Here is a 15,912-nt window from a genome sequence, read left to right on the forward strand (position 1 = left end):
TATGGATCCCACGCATGCCAAGGCGGTCAAGCAGGGCGCCAGCGATGCCGCGCTGTCCCATCTGTTGTCCGCGCAGAGCCAGGTCGAGCAGGCACGCGGTCGCTACCAGGGGTTGCGCGCGTTGCTGCCGTCGATGCTGATGGAAGCGGTGCGCCTGACCCAGGACGAACAACGCGCGGCGGTCGCCGGCCAGTTGGGCCGGGATGCGGCCAATGGCCTGACCCAGCACGCCGAGCATGCATTGCAGCAATTGACCAGGGCGCTGCGCGGCGATCACGAGGCGATGGCGGCGCTGACCCGGCAACTGGATGGCGAGGCCGTACGCATCCATCCGCTGCCCACGTCGACCACGCAACCCGCTGACGACGGTCGTCATGACGACGAGGCGCAGCGCGTCGTCGCGGCGTTGCGCGGCGCGATCGTCGCCGAGGTCGCGCAGGCGATCGAGCTGCAGTTGCAGCCCTTGCGCGCCCAGGTCGAGGCCTTGCTGGCGCAACTGGGCGCCGCAGCGACGCCCTCCGATTCGCGGTGATCGCCATGCCGCGCGAGTTCACACCGTTCCCGCTGTTGCGTCTTTTAAGAGCCGAACGCCTCCGGCTAAACGAGGCCTATCCCGAAGGAGTAGCAACCATGCCCGAGCCCTTGACCGTCAATCCGATGGTGACCGATGCCGTCACCCAGTCCAATGTGAAAGTGGTGGGCGAAGCCCCCGCCATCGCCATCAGCACCCTGTACCAGACGATGGCGCATTCGACCGGCATCCTGCTGCAGAACGCGGTGGCCGCGCAGCAGCAGCAGAACACGCTGGCGCAGGCGGCCACCAACCAGGGCGTCATGCAGATCTACAGCGTCGACACCATGTCCGGTGCCGGCGCCACGGAGAAGGTTGGCCAGTCCGGCGTCGCCGACAACCTGACCAGCCTGCTCACCGTGCTGCAGGCGTTCAGCGGCAACAACGGCGGGCGTGGCTGATCGCGCTACCCCTGCGTTGCCAGGCTCCTTTCCGGGATCCGGAAAGGAGCCTTTCTGTCGTGTCTGGCCGCTGCGCCGAACCTGCCGCATCGACCGCGATCGCGGCGCTGGCGCCCGATCGCTCACGGCCGGCGCGCGCCGGTCGCCGCGCGGCCGCCATCCCTTCGCTGGCCCCGATGGCGGCGCACCGACAGCGCGCGCGACGTCGCCGATCCACGTCACCAGCCGGCCGCGCTGCGCGATGCCGGCCCGGCAGGCGCGGAGGGCGAGATGAGTTCGCGCTGGCGGGAGTCCCGCGCGCAGCTGTCCGCGCATGTGCAAGGCTTGCTCAAGCTCGCCACCACCGCCCTGCCGGCGCTGTACCTGTCCGGTCGCATGTTCGCTGACGCCTACTGGTCGGCACTGGGCATGGGCGCCTTGCCGCGCAGCTACGCCAGCGACGACTACATCTACATGGGCCTGCTGGCGCTCACATGGAGCGCGGCTTCGCTGTTCGGCATCGGCCACGATCAGTGGCCGGCGGTGGTGGCGCTGGGAGGCTTCGGCCTCGGCCTGGCGGCGCTGCTGGGCTGGCATCTGCTCGGTGCGCTGCGCCATTGGCTGCGGCGGCGCGCCGTGGCGCACCCGGCCGGTGGCGAACGGCGCATCTCGGTGGAGACCTTGGTGCTCGCGTTCGCGATGGTGGTGACGCCGCTGGTGCTGGCGGCATTGGCGGCGCGGCAGGAAGGCACCCGCCACGCCAGCCAGCGCATGCGGCAACTGGCCGTCGCGGCGCACTCCGGCGGCATCGCCACGCGCGCGGACACGGCCAGTGCCAGCGCCGGGATACTCGACTGCAACGGGCGCTGGTGCGTGGTGTGGCAGCAGGGTCGGCCGGTCGCCTTGCCGATCGACACGATCCTTTGCATCCACGCGCGACCTGCACCGGCCGATGCGGCGTCCGCGCCGCTCGTGCGGGCGTGTTCGCCCTAGCCGGTGGGTCGCCGCGCCGCGTCGGCGCATCGAGCGGCAGGCGCGGCGAAGCCGGCGCTCGGTGTGATCGCGCATGGGGGCGGCCCCCCAATGGCAGCGACGAGCGCGGTGCTCGATCGAGCGCAATGGTCCGCCGTCGTGCCGGCGGTCGCGGCGGCGCCGGGGCAGGCCGCCGCTGGCCGAGCCGATCCCGGCATCGTGGCAAAGCGCTTTTCGATCATGCCGTTACGTGGCATGGCGGACACGCCCGGGAGCGGTGACCGGTGCCGACGACGGACCGCCGCGCTTGCGGTGGCCGCTGGGACTGGTATCGTGCGCCGCCCGACCGTCGACGCGAGACCCGAGCGATGCGTGGCACTCTCTACATCGTGGCGGCCCCTTCCGGCGCCGGCAAGAGCAGCATCGTCAACGCCACCCTGGCGCGCGACGCGCAGATCGCCCTGTCGATCTCGTTTACCTCGCGCGCGCCGCGGCCGGGCGAGCGCCATGCCGAGCACTACCACTTCGTCTCCGCCGACGAGTTCCAGAGCATGATCGACGCCGGCGACTTCTTCGAGTACGCCCGCGTGCACGGCGACTGGAAGGGCACCGCGCGGCAGTCGGTGGAACCGCAGCTGGCGGCCGGCCGCGACGTGTTGCTGGAGATCGACTGGCAGGGCGCGCGCCAGGTCCGGGCCAAGGTGCCGGACGCGGTCAGCGTGTTCATCCTGCCGCCGTCGCGCGAAGCGCTGGAACAGCGCATGCGCAAGCGCGGCCAGGACAGCGAGGCGGTGATCGCGCAGCGGCTGGCCGCCGCGCGCGAAGAGATGTCGCACTACGCCGACTTCGACTATGTGATCGTCAACGAGGACTTCGACACCGCCGTGGACGAGATGTGCGCGATCTTCGTCGCCAGCCGCCTGCGCCGGCTGCCGCAGCAACAGCGCCACGCGGAGCTGATCGCAGCGCTGCTGTTGGAACAGCCAACTGGCTGATTCCAAAGGAAACTGAACGGGGTCGGGTTGATTTCGGCCGGCCTGCGCCCTACAATCGCCGCCCTTTCCCTCATTCGAGTGCGCGGCCGTCGCCGGCCCGCCGGGAGCCCGCATGGCCCGCATCACCGTAGAAGATTGCCTGGAAGTCGTTAACAACCGTTTCGAGCTGGTCATGATGGCGTCCAAGCGCGCCCGCCAGCTGGCCAACGGCGTGCAGGCCACGCTCGACAACACCGAAGCGGCCGACAAGCCCACGGTGCTGGCGCTGCGCGAGATCGCCGCGCGCAAGATCGACAACGCGCTGATCGACGAAGTCGAGAAGGCCGAGCGCGAGCGCGCCGAGCGCGAGGCGCTGGAGTGGGCCGCGGCCGAGGTCGTGGCCGACGAGGACATGTCCAAGAACGACGACTGATCGCGCCCGCCGCGGTCGTTGCGTTGCCGAAACAGCCCGCACCCGCGGGCTGTTTCGCTTTGGCGGGTTTGCCGTCCACGCGCCGCTGGCATAGTCTTCGCGCATGAACCCAGGCCCTTCCGCCCAGGTCGCCCACGCCGCGCCGTCGCCGGCCAGCGAGGCGGTCCCCGATTACGTCCTGCAACTCGAGCGCAGCGCCAGCTATCTGCCGGCCGAGCAGATCCCGCTGCTGCGCCGCGCCTGGGAAGTGGGCGCGGCCGCGCATGCCGGACAGACCCGCAAGTCGGGCGAGCCCTACATCACCCACCCGGTGGCGGTGGCCGGCGTGCTGGCCGAACTCGGCCTGGACGTGGAAGCGCTGATCGCGGCGATCCTGCACGACACCATCGAGGACACCCCGCTGACCCGCGCCGAACTGGCCGCCGAGTTCGGCGAGGCGGTGGCCGAACTGGTCGATGGCGTCACCAAGCTGGACAAGCTCAAGTTCCGCGACCGCCAGGAAGCGGCCGCCGAGAGCTTCCGCAAGATGCTGCTGGCGATGTCGCGCGACCTGCGCGTGATCATGATCAAGCTCGCCGACCGCCTGCACAACATGCGCACGCTGGGCGCGCAGAGCGCCGAGGCGCGCAGCCGCATCGCCCGCGAGACCCTGGAGATCTACGCGCCGATCGCCCAGCGCCTGGGCATGAGCCTGATGAAGTCCGAGCTGCAGAACCTCGGCTTCCGCGCCCTGCATCCGTGGCGCCACGCGATCATCGAAAAGCACATCCGCAGCCAGCCGGTGGTGCGCCGCGAGTCGATGGCGCAGGTGGAAGTGCAGTTGTCGCAGCGCCTGGCCAAGGAAGGGCTGGAACACCGTCTGGTCAGCCGGATCAAGACGCCGTGGAGCATCTACAACAAGATGCGCGACGAGAACAAATCCTTCGACCAGGTGATGGACGTGTTCGGCTTCCGCCTGGTGGTGCGCGGGGTGCCCGACTGCTACCACGCGCTCGGCGCGGTGCACGCCACGTTCAAGCCGCTGGATGCGCGCTTCCGCGACTTCATCGCCATTCCCAAGGCCAACGGCTACCAGTCGTTGCACACGGTGCTGTTCGGGCCCTACGGTTCGCCGATCGAGGTGCAGATCCGCACCGAGGAGATGGATCTGATCGCCGAACGCGGCGTCGCCGCGCACTGGACCTACAAGTTCGGCGGCGATTCGCCTAACAGCGCGCAGAGCCGCGCGCATGCGTGGATCGTCGAACTGATCGAATCGCAGCGCGCCGCCGGCTCGTCGTTGGAGTTCCTGGACAACGTCAAGGTCGACCTGTTCCCGGACGAGGTCTACCTGTTCACGCCCAAGGGCAAGATCCTGGCGCTGCCGCGCAACTCCACCGCGCTGGACTTCGCCTACGCGGTGCACACAGACGTCGGCAACCGCGCGGTGGCCTCGCGCGTGGACAAGAAACTGGTGCCGTTGCGCACCAAGCTGGTCAGCGGACAGACGGTGGAGGTGATCACCGCGCGTTCGGCCACGCCCAAGCCGCAGTGGCTGGAGTTCGTGGTCAGCAGCAAGGCGCGCACCGCGATCCGCCACCAACTCAAGCAGCTCGAGCACGAGGACGCGGTGCAGCTCGGCCACCGCATGCTCGACCGCGCGCTGGAGGCGATGGACAGCTCGCTGGAGCGGTTGCCGAAGGGGCGCCTGGATTCGTTCCTCAGCGAGCACCGCTATCCGCGCCTGGAGGCCTTGCTGGCCGACATCGCGCTGGGCAACTGGATGCCGAACCAGGCCGCGCAGGCGCTGATGGCGTACGCGGAACTGCGTGGCGGCGGCCACTCCAAGCACTCGCAGGAAAAGATTCTGATCAACGGCACCGAGCGCGGCGTGGTCAGCTTCGCCAACTGCTGCCAGCCGATTCCCGGCGACGACATCATGGGTTACCACACTGCCGGCAAGGGCATCGTGGTGCACCGGCTGGACTGCCCGAACCTGGCCGAACTGCGCAAGTCGCCGGAGCGCTGGGTGCCGATCGGCTGGGACACCAGCGTCATCGGCGACTACGACACCGCGCTGGTGGTGGACGTGGAGAACCGCACCGGCGTGCTGGCGCAGCTGGCCGCGGCGATCGCGCAGAGCCAGTCCAACATCGAGCGCGTGGACTACCTGGACCGCGACTTCAACGCCGCGGTGCTGCGCTTCAACATCCAGGTGCGCGACCGCAACCACCTGGCCGAAGTGATGCGCCGGCTGCGGCGCCTGCATGCGGTGCAAAGCGTGCGGCGCCAATAGGGGGTGCCGGGATTCGGGAAGCAGCGTGCCGGACGAGACACGCCTTTCGTGTAGGAGCGGCTTTAGCCGCGACGCTTTATCGGTAAGGCGCCGCGGCTAAAGCCGCTCCTACAGAAGGCCTGAGCTCGGCCAGCCTCGCGACTCCCCAATCCCGAATCTCCAATCCCGAATCCCGAATCCCCAACCTCGCGGGCCGGCTAAACTAGGCGGACCTTCTTCCAACGGAGTCGCCATGTCCCGCCAGATCATCCACACCGAACAGGCGCCGGCCGCGATCGGCCCGTACTCGCAGGCGGTGCGCGCCGGCAATACCGTGTATTTCTCCGGCCAGATCCCGCTGGATCCGGCCACCGGCGAGATCGTGGCCGGCGACATCGGTGCGCAGGCGCGCCGCGCGTTCGACAATCTCAAGGCCGTGGCCGAAGCGGCCGGCGGCTCGCTGGACCGCATCGTGCGGCTGGGCCTGTACCTGACCGATCTGTCGCAGTTCGCGCAGGTCAATGCGGTGATGCAGGACTACTTCCAGGCACCGTTCCCCGCGCGTTCCACCATCGAAGTGTCCGGCCTGCCCAAGGGCGCCGGGTTCGAGGTCGATGCGGTGATGGTGCTCGACTGACCCTGGCCCGTGCCGCGCGTGCAGAGTCCGGCGCCGGCGCTGTCGGCGGCAGGCGAGGCGCCGTTGTCGGCGCTGCCGGGCGTCGGCCCCAAGGTCGCCGAGAAATTCGCCGCGCGCGGCCTGCTGACCCTGCAGGACCTGTGGCTGCACCTGCCGCTGCGCTATGAGGACCGCACCCGGCTGACGCCGGTGGCGGCGCTGCAGCCGGGGATTCCGGCGCAGGTCGAGGTGCGGGTGGAAGCGGTGGATCGCGGCTTCCGCTATCGGCCGATGCTGCGCGTGGCGGTGGCCGACGACTCGCGCGGCACGCTGGTGCTGCGCTTCTTCCAGTTCCGCGCCGCGCAGGTAGCGCAATTCGCGGTGGGAGCGCGGCTGCGCGCGTTCGGCACGCCCAAGCCGGGCCAGCATGGCCTGGAGATCGTGCATCCGAGCTACCAGATCCTCGGCGCGGAGACCGCCGCAGGCCTGGAGGATCGCCTGGATCCGGTGTATCCGGCGGTCGAGGGCATCGGTCCGGCGACGCTGCGCAAGCTGATCGGGCAGGCGCTGGATCGGTTGCCCGGCGAGGCGTCGCTGGAGCTGTTGCCGGCGGCCATGCTGGCCGAACTCGGCCTGCCGTCGCTGCGCAGTGCGCTGCTGATCGCGCACCGCCCGCCGCCGCAGGCCGACCTGGCCGCGCTCGCCGCGGGCCTGCACCCGGCACAGCAGCGGTTGGCGCTGGAAGAACTGCTGGCGCACCACCTGAGCCTGCGCCGGCAGCGGATCGCCCTGCAACAGCAGCGCGCGCCCTCGCTGCGCGGGCGCGGCCTGCTGGCCAAGCGCCTGCAGCAGTCGCTGCCGTTCCGGCTCACCGGCGCGCAGCAGCGCGTGTTCGCGCAGATCCGCGCCGACCTGGAGCGGCCCTCGCCGATGCTGCGCCTGGTGCAGGGCGACGTCGGCAGCGGCAAGACCGTGGTCGCGGCGCTGGCGGCGATGCTGGCGGTGGACAAGGGCAAGCAGGCGGCGCTGGCGGCGCCGACCGAACTGTTGGCCGAGCAGCACCTGGCGAACCTGCGCGCCTGGCTGGAGCCGCTGGGCATCCGTGTCGCCTGGCTGGCCGGCAAGGTCACCGGCAAGGCGCGCACCGCGGCGCTTGCGCAGATCGCCTCGGGCGAGGCGCAGGTGGTGGTCGGCACGCATGCGCTGATGCAGACCGCGGTGGCCTTCCACGACCTGGCCCTGGCCATCGTCGACGAGCAGCACCGCTTCGGCGTGCACCAGCGGCTGGCGTTGCGCGACAAGGGCGCCACCGGTGCCGGCGTGCCGCATCAGCTGGTGATGACCGCCACCCCGATCCCGCGCACCCTGGCGATGGCCGCCTACGCCGACCTGGACGTGTCGGCGATCGACGAGCTGCCGCCCGGGCGCACGCCGGTGCAGACCATCGTGCTCAGCGCCGAACGCCGTCCGGAGCTGGTGCAGCGCATCCGCGCGGCCTGCGCCGAGGGGCGCCAGGCGTACTGGGTCTGCACCCTGATCGACGAGGCCGAGGACGGCGACAAGCCCGCGCCAGGGCAGGGCGCCGGCACCGGCAACCGCATCGACGCCAGCGCCGCGCAATCCACCTTCGAGACGTTGTCGGCGCAGTTGCCGGAGCTGAAGGTGGGCCTGGTCCACGGGCGCATGAAGCCGGCGGAGAAGCAGGTGGCGATGCGCGCGTTCAAGCAGGGCGAGATCGATCTGCTGGTCGCCACCACGGTGATCGAGGTCGGCGTCGACGTGCCCAACGCCTCGCTCATGATCATCGAGAACGCCGAGCGCCTGGGTCTGGCGCAATTGCATCAGTTGCGCGGCCGGGTCGGGCGCGGCGCGGCCGCGTCCAGTTGCGTGCTGATGTACCAGGCGCCGCTGTCGGCGATGGCGCGGGAGCGGCTGCAGACCATGCGCCAGACCAATGACGGTTTCGTCATCGCCGAAAAGGATCTGGAGTTGCGCGGCCCGGGCGAACTGCTCGGTACCCGCCAGACCGGACTGGCCGCGTTCCGCGTCGCCGATCTGGCGCGCGATGCCGGGCTGCTGCCGCGCGTGCATGCGCTGGCGGACCGGCTGTTGGACGAATCGCCAAGCCTGGCCGACCGCATCGTCGCGCGCTGGGTGGGCGGCGCGGCGCGGTTCGCGGGGGCATGAGGGCCGGGATTCGGCATTCGGGATTGGGGATTCGCAAAAGCGGCATCGCTACGTCTTCGTTCGTACAGGGGCTTCAGCCGCGATGGGGCTTTCCTGGTGACGCCGGTCGCGGCTGCAGCCGCTCCTAAGGACGGAGCGCGGTGGCGCCGCCTTGCGAATCCCCATTTCCGGCTTTCAACAGCCGCAGGCTGGTCATCCCCAATCCCCGCTCCTTCCCATGCCCGCCCCGCGATGCCAGACTCGGCGGCCGAACGGACTGACGAAGAATCACGCATGAGCGACAAGATTCCCTTGCTGATCGATACCGATCCCGGCGTGGACGACGCCCTGGCCCTGTTGATGGCCTTCGCCGACGACCGCCACGCCGTGGTCGGCCTGACCATCGCCGCCGGCAATGTCGGCCTGCAGCACACCGTGCGCAATGCGCTGAAGCTGTGCGAAGTGGCCGGGCGCGAGGACGTGCCGGTATTCGCCGGCTGCGCCGATCCGCTGCTGCATCCGGCGGTGGACGCCGCCCACGTGCACGGCGTGGACGGCTTCGGCGACGTCGGCCTGACACCGGCGGCGCGCGCCGCCGAGGCCGAGCATGCGGCGCTGGCGATCCTGCGCCTGTCGCACCAGTACGCCGGCACGCTGCTGCTGGTCGCGCTCGGGCCCCTGACCAACATCGCGCTGGCGCTGAAGCTGGATCCGACCCTGCCGCAGCGGGTGCGCCGTTTCGTGGTGATGGGCGGGGCGATCACCTGCCACGGCAACATCACCCCGGCCGCCGAATTCAACATCGCCTTCGACCCGGAAGCGGCGCACATCGTGTTCTCCGGCTTTCCGCAGATCGAGGTCGCCGACTGGGAGGCCACCGTCGCCCATGGCCTGCCGCATCGCGAGGTCGAGCAATGGCTGGCGGCCGATGCCGACAAGGCGTGCTTCTACGAGCAGATCTCGCGCAAGACCCGGCTGTGGTCGGAGGATTCGCGCGGCGAGCACTGGTATGCCGCCGATGCGCTGGCGATGGCCTGGGCGCTGCAGCCCGAGGGCGCGCTGGAGGTGCAGGCGCGACCACTGCAGGTGGAACTGGCCGGGGTGCACAGCCGCGGCGCCACCCTGGTCGACTGGAACCGCCAGCTCGGCCTGCCGGACAACACGACCCTGTTGATCCGCTACGACCAGGCCCGTTTCCAGGCGCTGGCGCGCGCGGCGGTCGGGGCGGGCTGAGCCTGCCGCCCCGCCTCCCAGGGAGCGGTGGCTGGCGGCTACATGCAGCGTGTGAATTACACGTTGCGTGTAGGGCGCCAAGGCTGGTATAGTTTCCCTCTTGTCCAGCAGCCCCCTACGGTGCGAGCCCATGAAGGCCGACATCCATCCCCAGTACCGCGACGTCGTGTTCCACGATGTCACCTCCGATTTCAAGATCCTGACCCGTTCGACCATGTCCTCGAAAGAGACGGTCAAGTGGGAAGACGGCGAAGAGTATCCGCTCGTCAAGGTCGAAATTTCCTCGGCTTCGCACCCGTTCTACACGGGCAAGCACAAGGTCATCGACACCAGCGGCCGCATCGACAAGTTCCAGAAGCGCTACGCGCGCTGATCGAACCGTCGAAGTGGTGAAGACGGCCGCGCCCTGCGCGGCCGTCTTTTTTGCGTTTCCGACTTGTCCTCGCTGCCCGGCCACACCGGCGGCTTGCGCACACCTTCCCGTCTTTGGCGATGGCGAGGGTGCAACGCTGTGTTCCCGCCGACCCCATCCGGCGGCGTGTGGACGAGCAACGACTCAAATGCTGCTGTGCGATAATGGCGCGATCCGTGGTTATTGCCGTGGACTTCCTTCACGCGTCTGTTCGCAAAGTACGGGCAGGCGCCTTCCACTGAGGAGCGCACACTGTGTCCGATCTTGATCAGGTCACGCTCAACGCCGGCGACAAGTCGGTCGTTCTGCCGGTACTCAAACCCACCTTGGGCAACGATTGCGTCGACATTTCCAAGTTGACCAAGGAAACCGGGCTGTTCACCTACGACTCGGGCTTCACCGCGACCGCCAGCTGCAAGTCGGCGATCACCTACATCGATGGCGACAACGGCGTGCTGCTGTACCGCGGCTACCCGATCGAGCAACTGGCCGAGAAGTCCAACTTCCTCGAAGTGGCCTATCTGCTGATGAACGGCGAGCTGCCCACCGCCGACGAGTTCAAGAAGTTCGACCACGAAGTGACGCATCACACAATGATGCACGAGTCGCTGAAGAACTTCCTCGGCGGCTTCCGCCACGACGCGCACCCGATGGCGATGATGGCCGGCACCGTGGCCTCGCTGTCGGCGTTCTACCACGACACCCTGGACCTCAACGATCCGGAGCAGCGCCGCCTGGCCGCGATCCGCCTGATCGCCAAGGTGCCGACCATCGCCGCCGCCGCCCACCGTTACTCGATCGGCTGGCCGATCCGCTACCCGCGCAACAACCTCGGCTACGTCGAGCGCTTCCTGCACATGATGTTCGAGGTGCCGAGCGAGCAGTTGGAGATGAATCCGGTCGTGGCCAAGGCGCTGGACCTGCTATTCATCCTGCACGCCGACCACGAGCAGAACGCCTCGACCTCGACCGTGCGCCTGGTCGGTTCCACCGGCGCCAACCCGTACGCCTCGGTCGCCGCGGGAATCACCGCGCTGTGGGGCCCGGCGCACGGCGGCGCCAACGAAGCCGTGCTGAAGATGCTGGAAGAGATCGGCACCGCCGACAACGTCGAGAGCGCCGTGGCCAAGGCCAAGGACAAGAACTCGAGCTTCCGCCTGATGGGCTTCGGCCACCGCGTGTACAAGAACTTCGACCCGCGCGCCAAGATCATCCGCGAGATGACGCACAAGGTGCTGGGCGAGCTGGGCGTCAACGACCCGCTGCTGGAAGTGGCGCTGAAGCTGGAAGAGGCCGCGCTGAAGGACGACTACTTCGTGCAGCGCAAGCTGTACCCGAACGTCGACTTCTACTCGGGCATCATCTACAAGGCGCTGAACATCCCGGTGGAGATGTTCACCGTGATGTTCGCCATCGCCCGTACCGCCGGCTGGGTTTCGCACTGGCTGGAGCAGCAGGTCGACCCGGAAATGAAGATCGGCCGTCCGCGTCAGATCTACACCGGCTACGACAAGCGCGACTACAAGGCCGACGGCCAGCGCTGATCGCGCCCTGTCGCGTGACCGGAAACGCCCCGCGCCGCGGGGCGTTTTCGTTTGTGCCGCCGCTGCCGCTACGGCTCTTCGGGCGCTTCGACCTGCGCGATCACCGCGTGGCTGTCGGCATCGTGCATGCGCGCGATGCCGTCGAGATCGAGCAGGTAGAAGTGGCCGCGATCGGTGAGGAAATGCCAGGCCAGGACCTGCTGGCTGCCGTGCGGGTGGCTGGGGTCGCCGGCGGTCACCCGATCCAGCGCATGCCCGCTCTCGGCGCACAGGCGCCGGATCAGCTTCATGTAGCGCGGCTCGTTGGCCAGCGCCGCGGCGACCCGCGCCGGGCGGTCGGGCAGGGCGGCGGCGCGACGTTCCACTTCGGCCTGCATCTGCGGGATCGACAACACCACCAAGTGCGGATGCGTGCGCAACCAGGCCGAGTTCAGCGCGATCAGGTCTTCCTCGTCCGCCAGCGCATAGAAGGCGCCGCTGTGCCGATCGAGCGCGTCGCGCGCGGGGTTGTCGCCGAAGTAGTCGCCCTCCATGAAGGCCTCCAGCGTGGCGTCGTCCATCTGCTCCAGCAGCGCGCGGCTGGCCGCGTACAGCGCGGCGTGCCGCGGCGCCTGCATCGCGTCGAGCCCGCGGCCGACCTGGTCGAGCACCTCCGGGTCGGCGTTGCAGTTGTAGACGAACTGGGCGAAGCCGCCGTTGTTCACCTGGGCCACGTAGAAGTCCACGTAGTAGCTGCACATCGCGTCGGCGGCGATCTCGTCCGGACGCAGCCACTGGTCGAGCTGGGCATTGATGAAGCTGATGTTGGACTGGATCAGCGCGTAGGCGTCGTCGCTGTCGAAACTGTCGCGCGAGACGACGATGGCGGTGGGCGCGATGGCGGGCATGCAGCGGTATCCGGTGGCGGCAGGGAGATGCCGCGCCGAGTATGCCGCGTGCGGCTCAGCCGCGCTGCTGGTAGTCGGCGATGTCCTGCTCGGTCAGCAGTTGGCGCAACTGGCTCTCGGAGGCGCGCCGCATCGGCTTTTCGTCGACCTGCGACAGCGGCGCCTGGCGCAGCGCGTCGTAGGGCAGCACCGTGAGGTCGAAGGTCAGTTCCTCGGCGGCGAACAGCCACACCGGAAACTCCTCGCTGCGTTCGCGATCCAGGCGCAGCCGGCGCGTGCGCGACTCGGCCGGGATCCGGTGGTCTTCGAGGAAGCGCGCCACCGCGTCGGCATCGTCGCTGTGCAGATGCAACTGCACCGGACTGTTGGCATCGGCGGTGCCCTCGTGCACCGGCCCGACCAAGCGCGGCGCGAAGCCGTGCAGGAAGTCCATCGCGCGCAAGGCGGCCTCGCGGCGCAGGCGCAGGCCGCCGGCGTGGTCGGGCCCGGCGAACAGCCGCTGATACTCGCGTAGCGCGTCCTCGATCTCGCGGTTGCGCGGCAGCGAGGCGTCGTCGTGGATGCCGAGCCGGTCGGCGGCCTTCAGCTTGGCCTGGTGGAAGTCGCGGATGCCGCCCTCGGCCATCAGCCGGGCGGCCTCGTGGGCCAGCCGGCGGCGGCGTTCGTGCGTGCGGGTCTGGGCATGTTGCCGAGCGTGGTGCATGGGGCCACCTCCCTGAAAGCCTGCCCCGACTGTACAACAGCCCCGTGACGCCGACATGCATCGCCGGCGTCGCTGCCGCCTGCGGCTGGCGCCGACGTCAATGGCGGCCGCACCCAAGGGCCGCCATGCTGTCCCGATTCCCGATTCCCAGCCCGATCAGAAGATGTCGAACGCCGCGTCGTCGGTCTTCTGGTCCTGCAGGCCGTAGTCGAACTCCTGGATGCGGTCCATGTCCTCGACCTTGACCCATTCGGTGGCGCCGTTGAGGGTGGCCTGGACCATGCCGGCCGGCGGATCGTTGCTGGCGATCGGCTTGTCCTTCAATGCCACGCGCATGTAGTCGATCCAGATCGGCAGCGCCGCCTTGCCGCCGTACTCGCGGTAGCCGAGCGAACGGAAGTCGTCGCGGCCGACCCACACCGTGGTCACGTACGGGCCGCCGAAGCCGGAGAACCAGGCGTCGCGGTGGTCGTTGGTGGAGCCGGTCTTGCCGCCGACGTCGACGCGGCCGAGCACCTTGGCCGCGGTGCCGGTGCCGCGCTGGACCACGTCGCGCATCATCGACACCAACTGGTAGGCGGTGCGCTCGTCGATCGCGCGCGGCGCCACCTTGGCTTCCGGATCGGTCGCGGGCGCGGTCTCGGCCGGCGCCGCTGCCGCGGTCGCCTCGGGCTTGGGCGCCGGCGGCGGCGTGGCGGCGCCGAAGTTGAAGCCGTCCACCACCTGGCTGGCCGGGGCGACGCTGCCGCCGACGCTGCCGCAGCTGCGGCAGGCGGTGGGCGGATGCTCCTGGAACAGCACATTGCCGTCGCGGTCGGTGACCTTGTCGATGATCCAGGGGTCCACCCGCGAGCCGCCGTTGGCGAACACCGCATAGCCGCGCGCCACCGACAGCGGAGTCAGCGAGGCGGTGCCCAGCGACATCGACAGGTTGGGCGGCAACTCGGCTTCCTGGAAGCCGAACTGGCTGATGTACTTGCGCGCGAAATCCACGCCGATGCTGTCGAGCAGGCGCACCGAGACTAGGTTGCGCGACTGCACCAGCGCCTCGCGCAGGCGCATCGGGCCGCGGAAGCCGCCGCCGTCGTTCTGCGGCGACCAGGTCTTGCCGCGGCGGTCGCGGAACACCACCGGCGCGTCGAGCACGATCGAGGCCGGGTTGAAGCCCTTCTCGAACGCGGCCGCGTACAGGAACGGCTTGAAGCTGGAGCCCGGCTGGCGCCGCGCCTGGGTGGCGCGGTTGAACTTGTTGCCGGCATAGCTGAAGCCGCCGACCAGGGCGCGCAGCGCGCCGTTGCTGGCGTCCAGCGAGACCAGTGCCGACTGCCCGCGCGGCAACTGGGTCAGTTCCCATTCGTCCGGCTTGTCGCCGGCCTGGACCCGCACCAGGTCGCCGCGCTTGAGCAGGGTGGCCGGGCTGCGCCCGGTCCAGCGGCTGGACGCGACCGGCAGCACCAGTTCGGTCTTGTTGCCCAGCACCACGGTGGCGCTGCCGTCGTTGCCGGTGGCCGCGACGATGGCCGGCAGCATGCCGCCCTGCGCGTAGACCCCGGCCAGGTGGCTGGCCAGCGCGGCGGCGTCGGCGTCGGCGGCCACGTCGAAGTGCTTCTCCACGCCGTTCCAGCCATGCCGCCGGTCGTAGATCACCAGGCCCTTGCGTACCGCCTGGTTGGCCGCGGTCTGCAGTTCGGCGTCGATGGTGGTGGTGACGTGGTAGCCCTTGTCGAGCACGTCGCCGCCGAAGCGGGCGATCATTTCCTGGCGCACCAGCTCGGCCACGTACGGCGACTCGACCTCGACCGGGCGCTCGTGCGGCGCGGCGTGCATCGGCACCGCCTTGGCAGCGTCGGCCTCGGCCTGGGTGATGTAGCCCAGCGCGGCCATGCGGCTGAGCACGTAGTTGTCGCGGCGCTGCTTGGCGCGCTCGGGGTTGCTGATCGGGTTGCCGCTGGAGGGGAACTTGGGGATGCCCGACAGCGAGGCCATCTCGTCCAGGCTCAGCTCGTTGAGCTTCTTGCCGTAGTAGTACTCGGCCGCCGCGGCGATGCCGTAGGCGCGGTTGCCGAAGAAGCTCTTGTTGAGGTACAGCTCGAAGATCTCGTCCTTGCTCAGCTCGGCCTCGATCTTGCGCGCCAGCAGGATCTCGGCCAGCTTGCGGGTGTAGCTGTACTCGGAACTCAGGAAGAACTGGCGGGCGACCTGCTGGGTGATGGTGGAGCCGCCCGGCACGCGCTTGTCGCTGGTGGTGGCCAGCAGCCACACCGCGCGCGCGATGCCTTTGTAGTCGACGCCGCCGTGCTGGTAGAAGCGCGCGTCCTCGGTGGCCAGGAACGCCTGCTTCAGCCGCTCCGGCACGTCCTTCATCGTGATCGGATAGCGCCGGGTCTCGCCGAACAGCGCCATCAGCTTGCCGTCGCTGGCATAGACGTACATCGGCTCCTGCAGTTCCACCTGGCGCAGCGTCTGCACGTCGGGGAGCTTGGAGGAAACGACGTAGTACAGCCCGCCGGCGGCGGCGGCTCCGACCAGGACGAGGACGACACACGTGACCAGCGCCCAGCGCAGCCAACGACGAAAACGGGGCATCGACAGAGATTCCGATTGCAGATTTCTTGGGCGCAGAGTATAGAGTACGCCGGGGAACGGCTGGGGCCGATTCCGGGGATGCGAAGGGTTTGCCGCCACAGGACATGCCGCGACCGGGGGGCGCGACGGGTCTGGGGTGGTTGCCAATTGCAAAAAATTCGTTATTAATGCGCGGACGCAA

General features: G+C 69.2%; 14 protein-coding genes. 11 read left to right on the forward strand and 3 right to left on the reverse strand.

What is annotated here, in order from left to right:
* The first annotated feature begins 1 nt into the window (after window position 1).
* From AB3X07_RS05315 to AB3X07_RS05365, 11 genes are all read left to right on the forward strand, one after another.
* Window positions 2–532 carry a hypothetical protein gene (locus AB3X07_RS05315; protein WP_369943403.1) on the forward strand — a complete coding sequence of 177 codons (531 nt, stop codon included), beginning with the start codon at window positions 2–4 and terminating at the stop codon, window positions 530–532.
* Window positions 533–630: 98 nt separating this feature from the next.
* A complete protein-coding gene (locus tag AB3X07_RS05320) occupies window positions 631–972 on the forward strand; it encodes a RebB family R body protein (protein WP_284567340.1) in 342 nt (113 codons plus the stop codon).
* A 270-nt stretch (window positions 973–1,242) separates the two neighbouring features.
* Entirely contained in the window at window positions 1,243–1,944 is a 702-nt protein-coding gene (locus AB3X07_RS05325; protein ID WP_369943404.1) for a hypothetical protein, read from the forward strand.
* Window positions 1,945–2,291: 347 nt separating this feature from the next.
* A complete protein-coding gene (gmk, locus tag AB3X07_RS05330; protein WP_369943405.1) occupies window positions 2,292–2,918 on the forward strand; it encodes a guanylate kinase in 627 nt (208 codons plus the stop codon).
* Between the two features lie 112 nt (window positions 2,919–3,030).
* Window positions 3,031–3,330 (forward strand): DNA-directed RNA polymerase subunit omega, encoded by a 300-nt coding sequence (gene rpoZ / locus AB3X07_RS05335; protein WP_254460572.1) that lies wholly within the window; start codon window positions 3,031–3,033, stop codon window positions 3,328–3,330.
* Window positions 3,331–3,433: 103 nt separating this feature from the next.
* Complete coding sequence (locus AB3X07_RS05340) at window positions 3,434–5,605, forward strand: RelA/SpoT family protein (protein ID WP_369943406.1); 2,172 nt, start codon at window positions 3,434–3,436, stop codon at window positions 5,603–5,605.
* Between the two features lie 232 nt (window positions 5,606–5,837).
* The gene (locus AB3X07_RS05345; protein ID WP_369943407.1) at window positions 5,838–6,221 is read left to right on the forward strand and encodes a RidA family protein; all 384 of its coding nucleotides are present in this window, start codon (window positions 5,838–5,840) and stop codon (window positions 6,219–6,221) included.
* 9 nt (window positions 6,222–6,230) lie between these two features.
* Complete coding sequence (gene recG / locus AB3X07_RS05350) at window positions 6,231–8,387, forward strand: ATP-dependent DNA helicase RecG (RefSeq protein ID WP_369943408.1); 2,157 nt, start codon at window positions 6,231–6,233, stop codon at window positions 8,385–8,387.
* 273 nt (window positions 8,388–8,660) lie between these two features.
* Window positions 8,661–9,599, forward strand: a complete 939-nt coding sequence (locus AB3X07_RS05355) for a nucleoside hydrolase (protein ID WP_369943409.1) — start codon at window positions 8,661–8,663, stop codon at window positions 9,597–9,599.
* A gap of 130 nt (window positions 9,600–9,729) precedes the next feature.
* Window positions 9,730–9,972 carry a type B 50S ribosomal protein L31 gene (locus AB3X07_RS05360; RefSeq protein WP_369943410.1) on the forward strand — a complete coding sequence of 81 codons (243 nt, stop codon included), beginning with the start codon at window positions 9,730–9,732 and terminating at the stop codon, window positions 9,970–9,972.
* A gap of 293 nt (window positions 9,973–10,265) precedes the next feature.
* Window positions 10,266–11,555, forward strand: coding sequence for a citrate synthase (locus AB3X07_RS05365; protein ID WP_184411971.1), 1,290 nt, complete (start codon window positions 10,266–10,268; stop codon window positions 11,553–11,555).
* A 68-nt stretch (window positions 11,556–11,623) separates the two neighbouring features.
* Here the strand turns inward: AB3X07_RS05365 and AB3X07_RS05370 are convergent, their stop codons facing one another.
* The 3 genes from AB3X07_RS05370 to AB3X07_RS05380 form a co-directional block, all read right to left on the reverse strand.
* Window positions 11,624–12,442 carry a DMP19 family protein gene (locus tag AB3X07_RS05370; protein WP_369943411.1) on the reverse strand — a complete coding sequence of 273 codons (819 nt, stop codon included), beginning with the start codon at window positions 12,440–12,442 and terminating at the stop codon, window positions 11,624–11,626.
* Window positions 12,443–12,497: 55 nt separating this feature from the next.
* Complete coding sequence (locus AB3X07_RS05375) at window positions 12,498–13,145, reverse strand: hypothetical protein (RefSeq protein WP_369943412.1); 648 nt, start codon at window positions 13,143–13,145, stop codon at window positions 12,498–12,500.
* 156 nt (window positions 13,146–13,301) lie between these two features.
* Window positions 13,302–15,731, reverse strand: a complete 2,430-nt coding sequence (locus AB3X07_RS05380) for a penicillin-binding protein 1A (RefSeq protein WP_369943413.1) — start codon at window positions 15,729–15,731, stop codon at window positions 13,302–13,304.
* Between the last annotated feature and the right edge of the window lie 181 nt (window positions 15,732–15,912).

Origin of the sequence: Xanthomonas sp. DAR 35659 (assembly GCF_041242975.1) — a bacterium.
In the GTDB taxonomy this organism is placed as follows: domain Bacteria; phylum Pseudomonadota; class Gammaproteobacteria; order Xanthomonadales; family Xanthomonadaceae; genus Xanthomonas_A; species Xanthomonas_A medicagonis.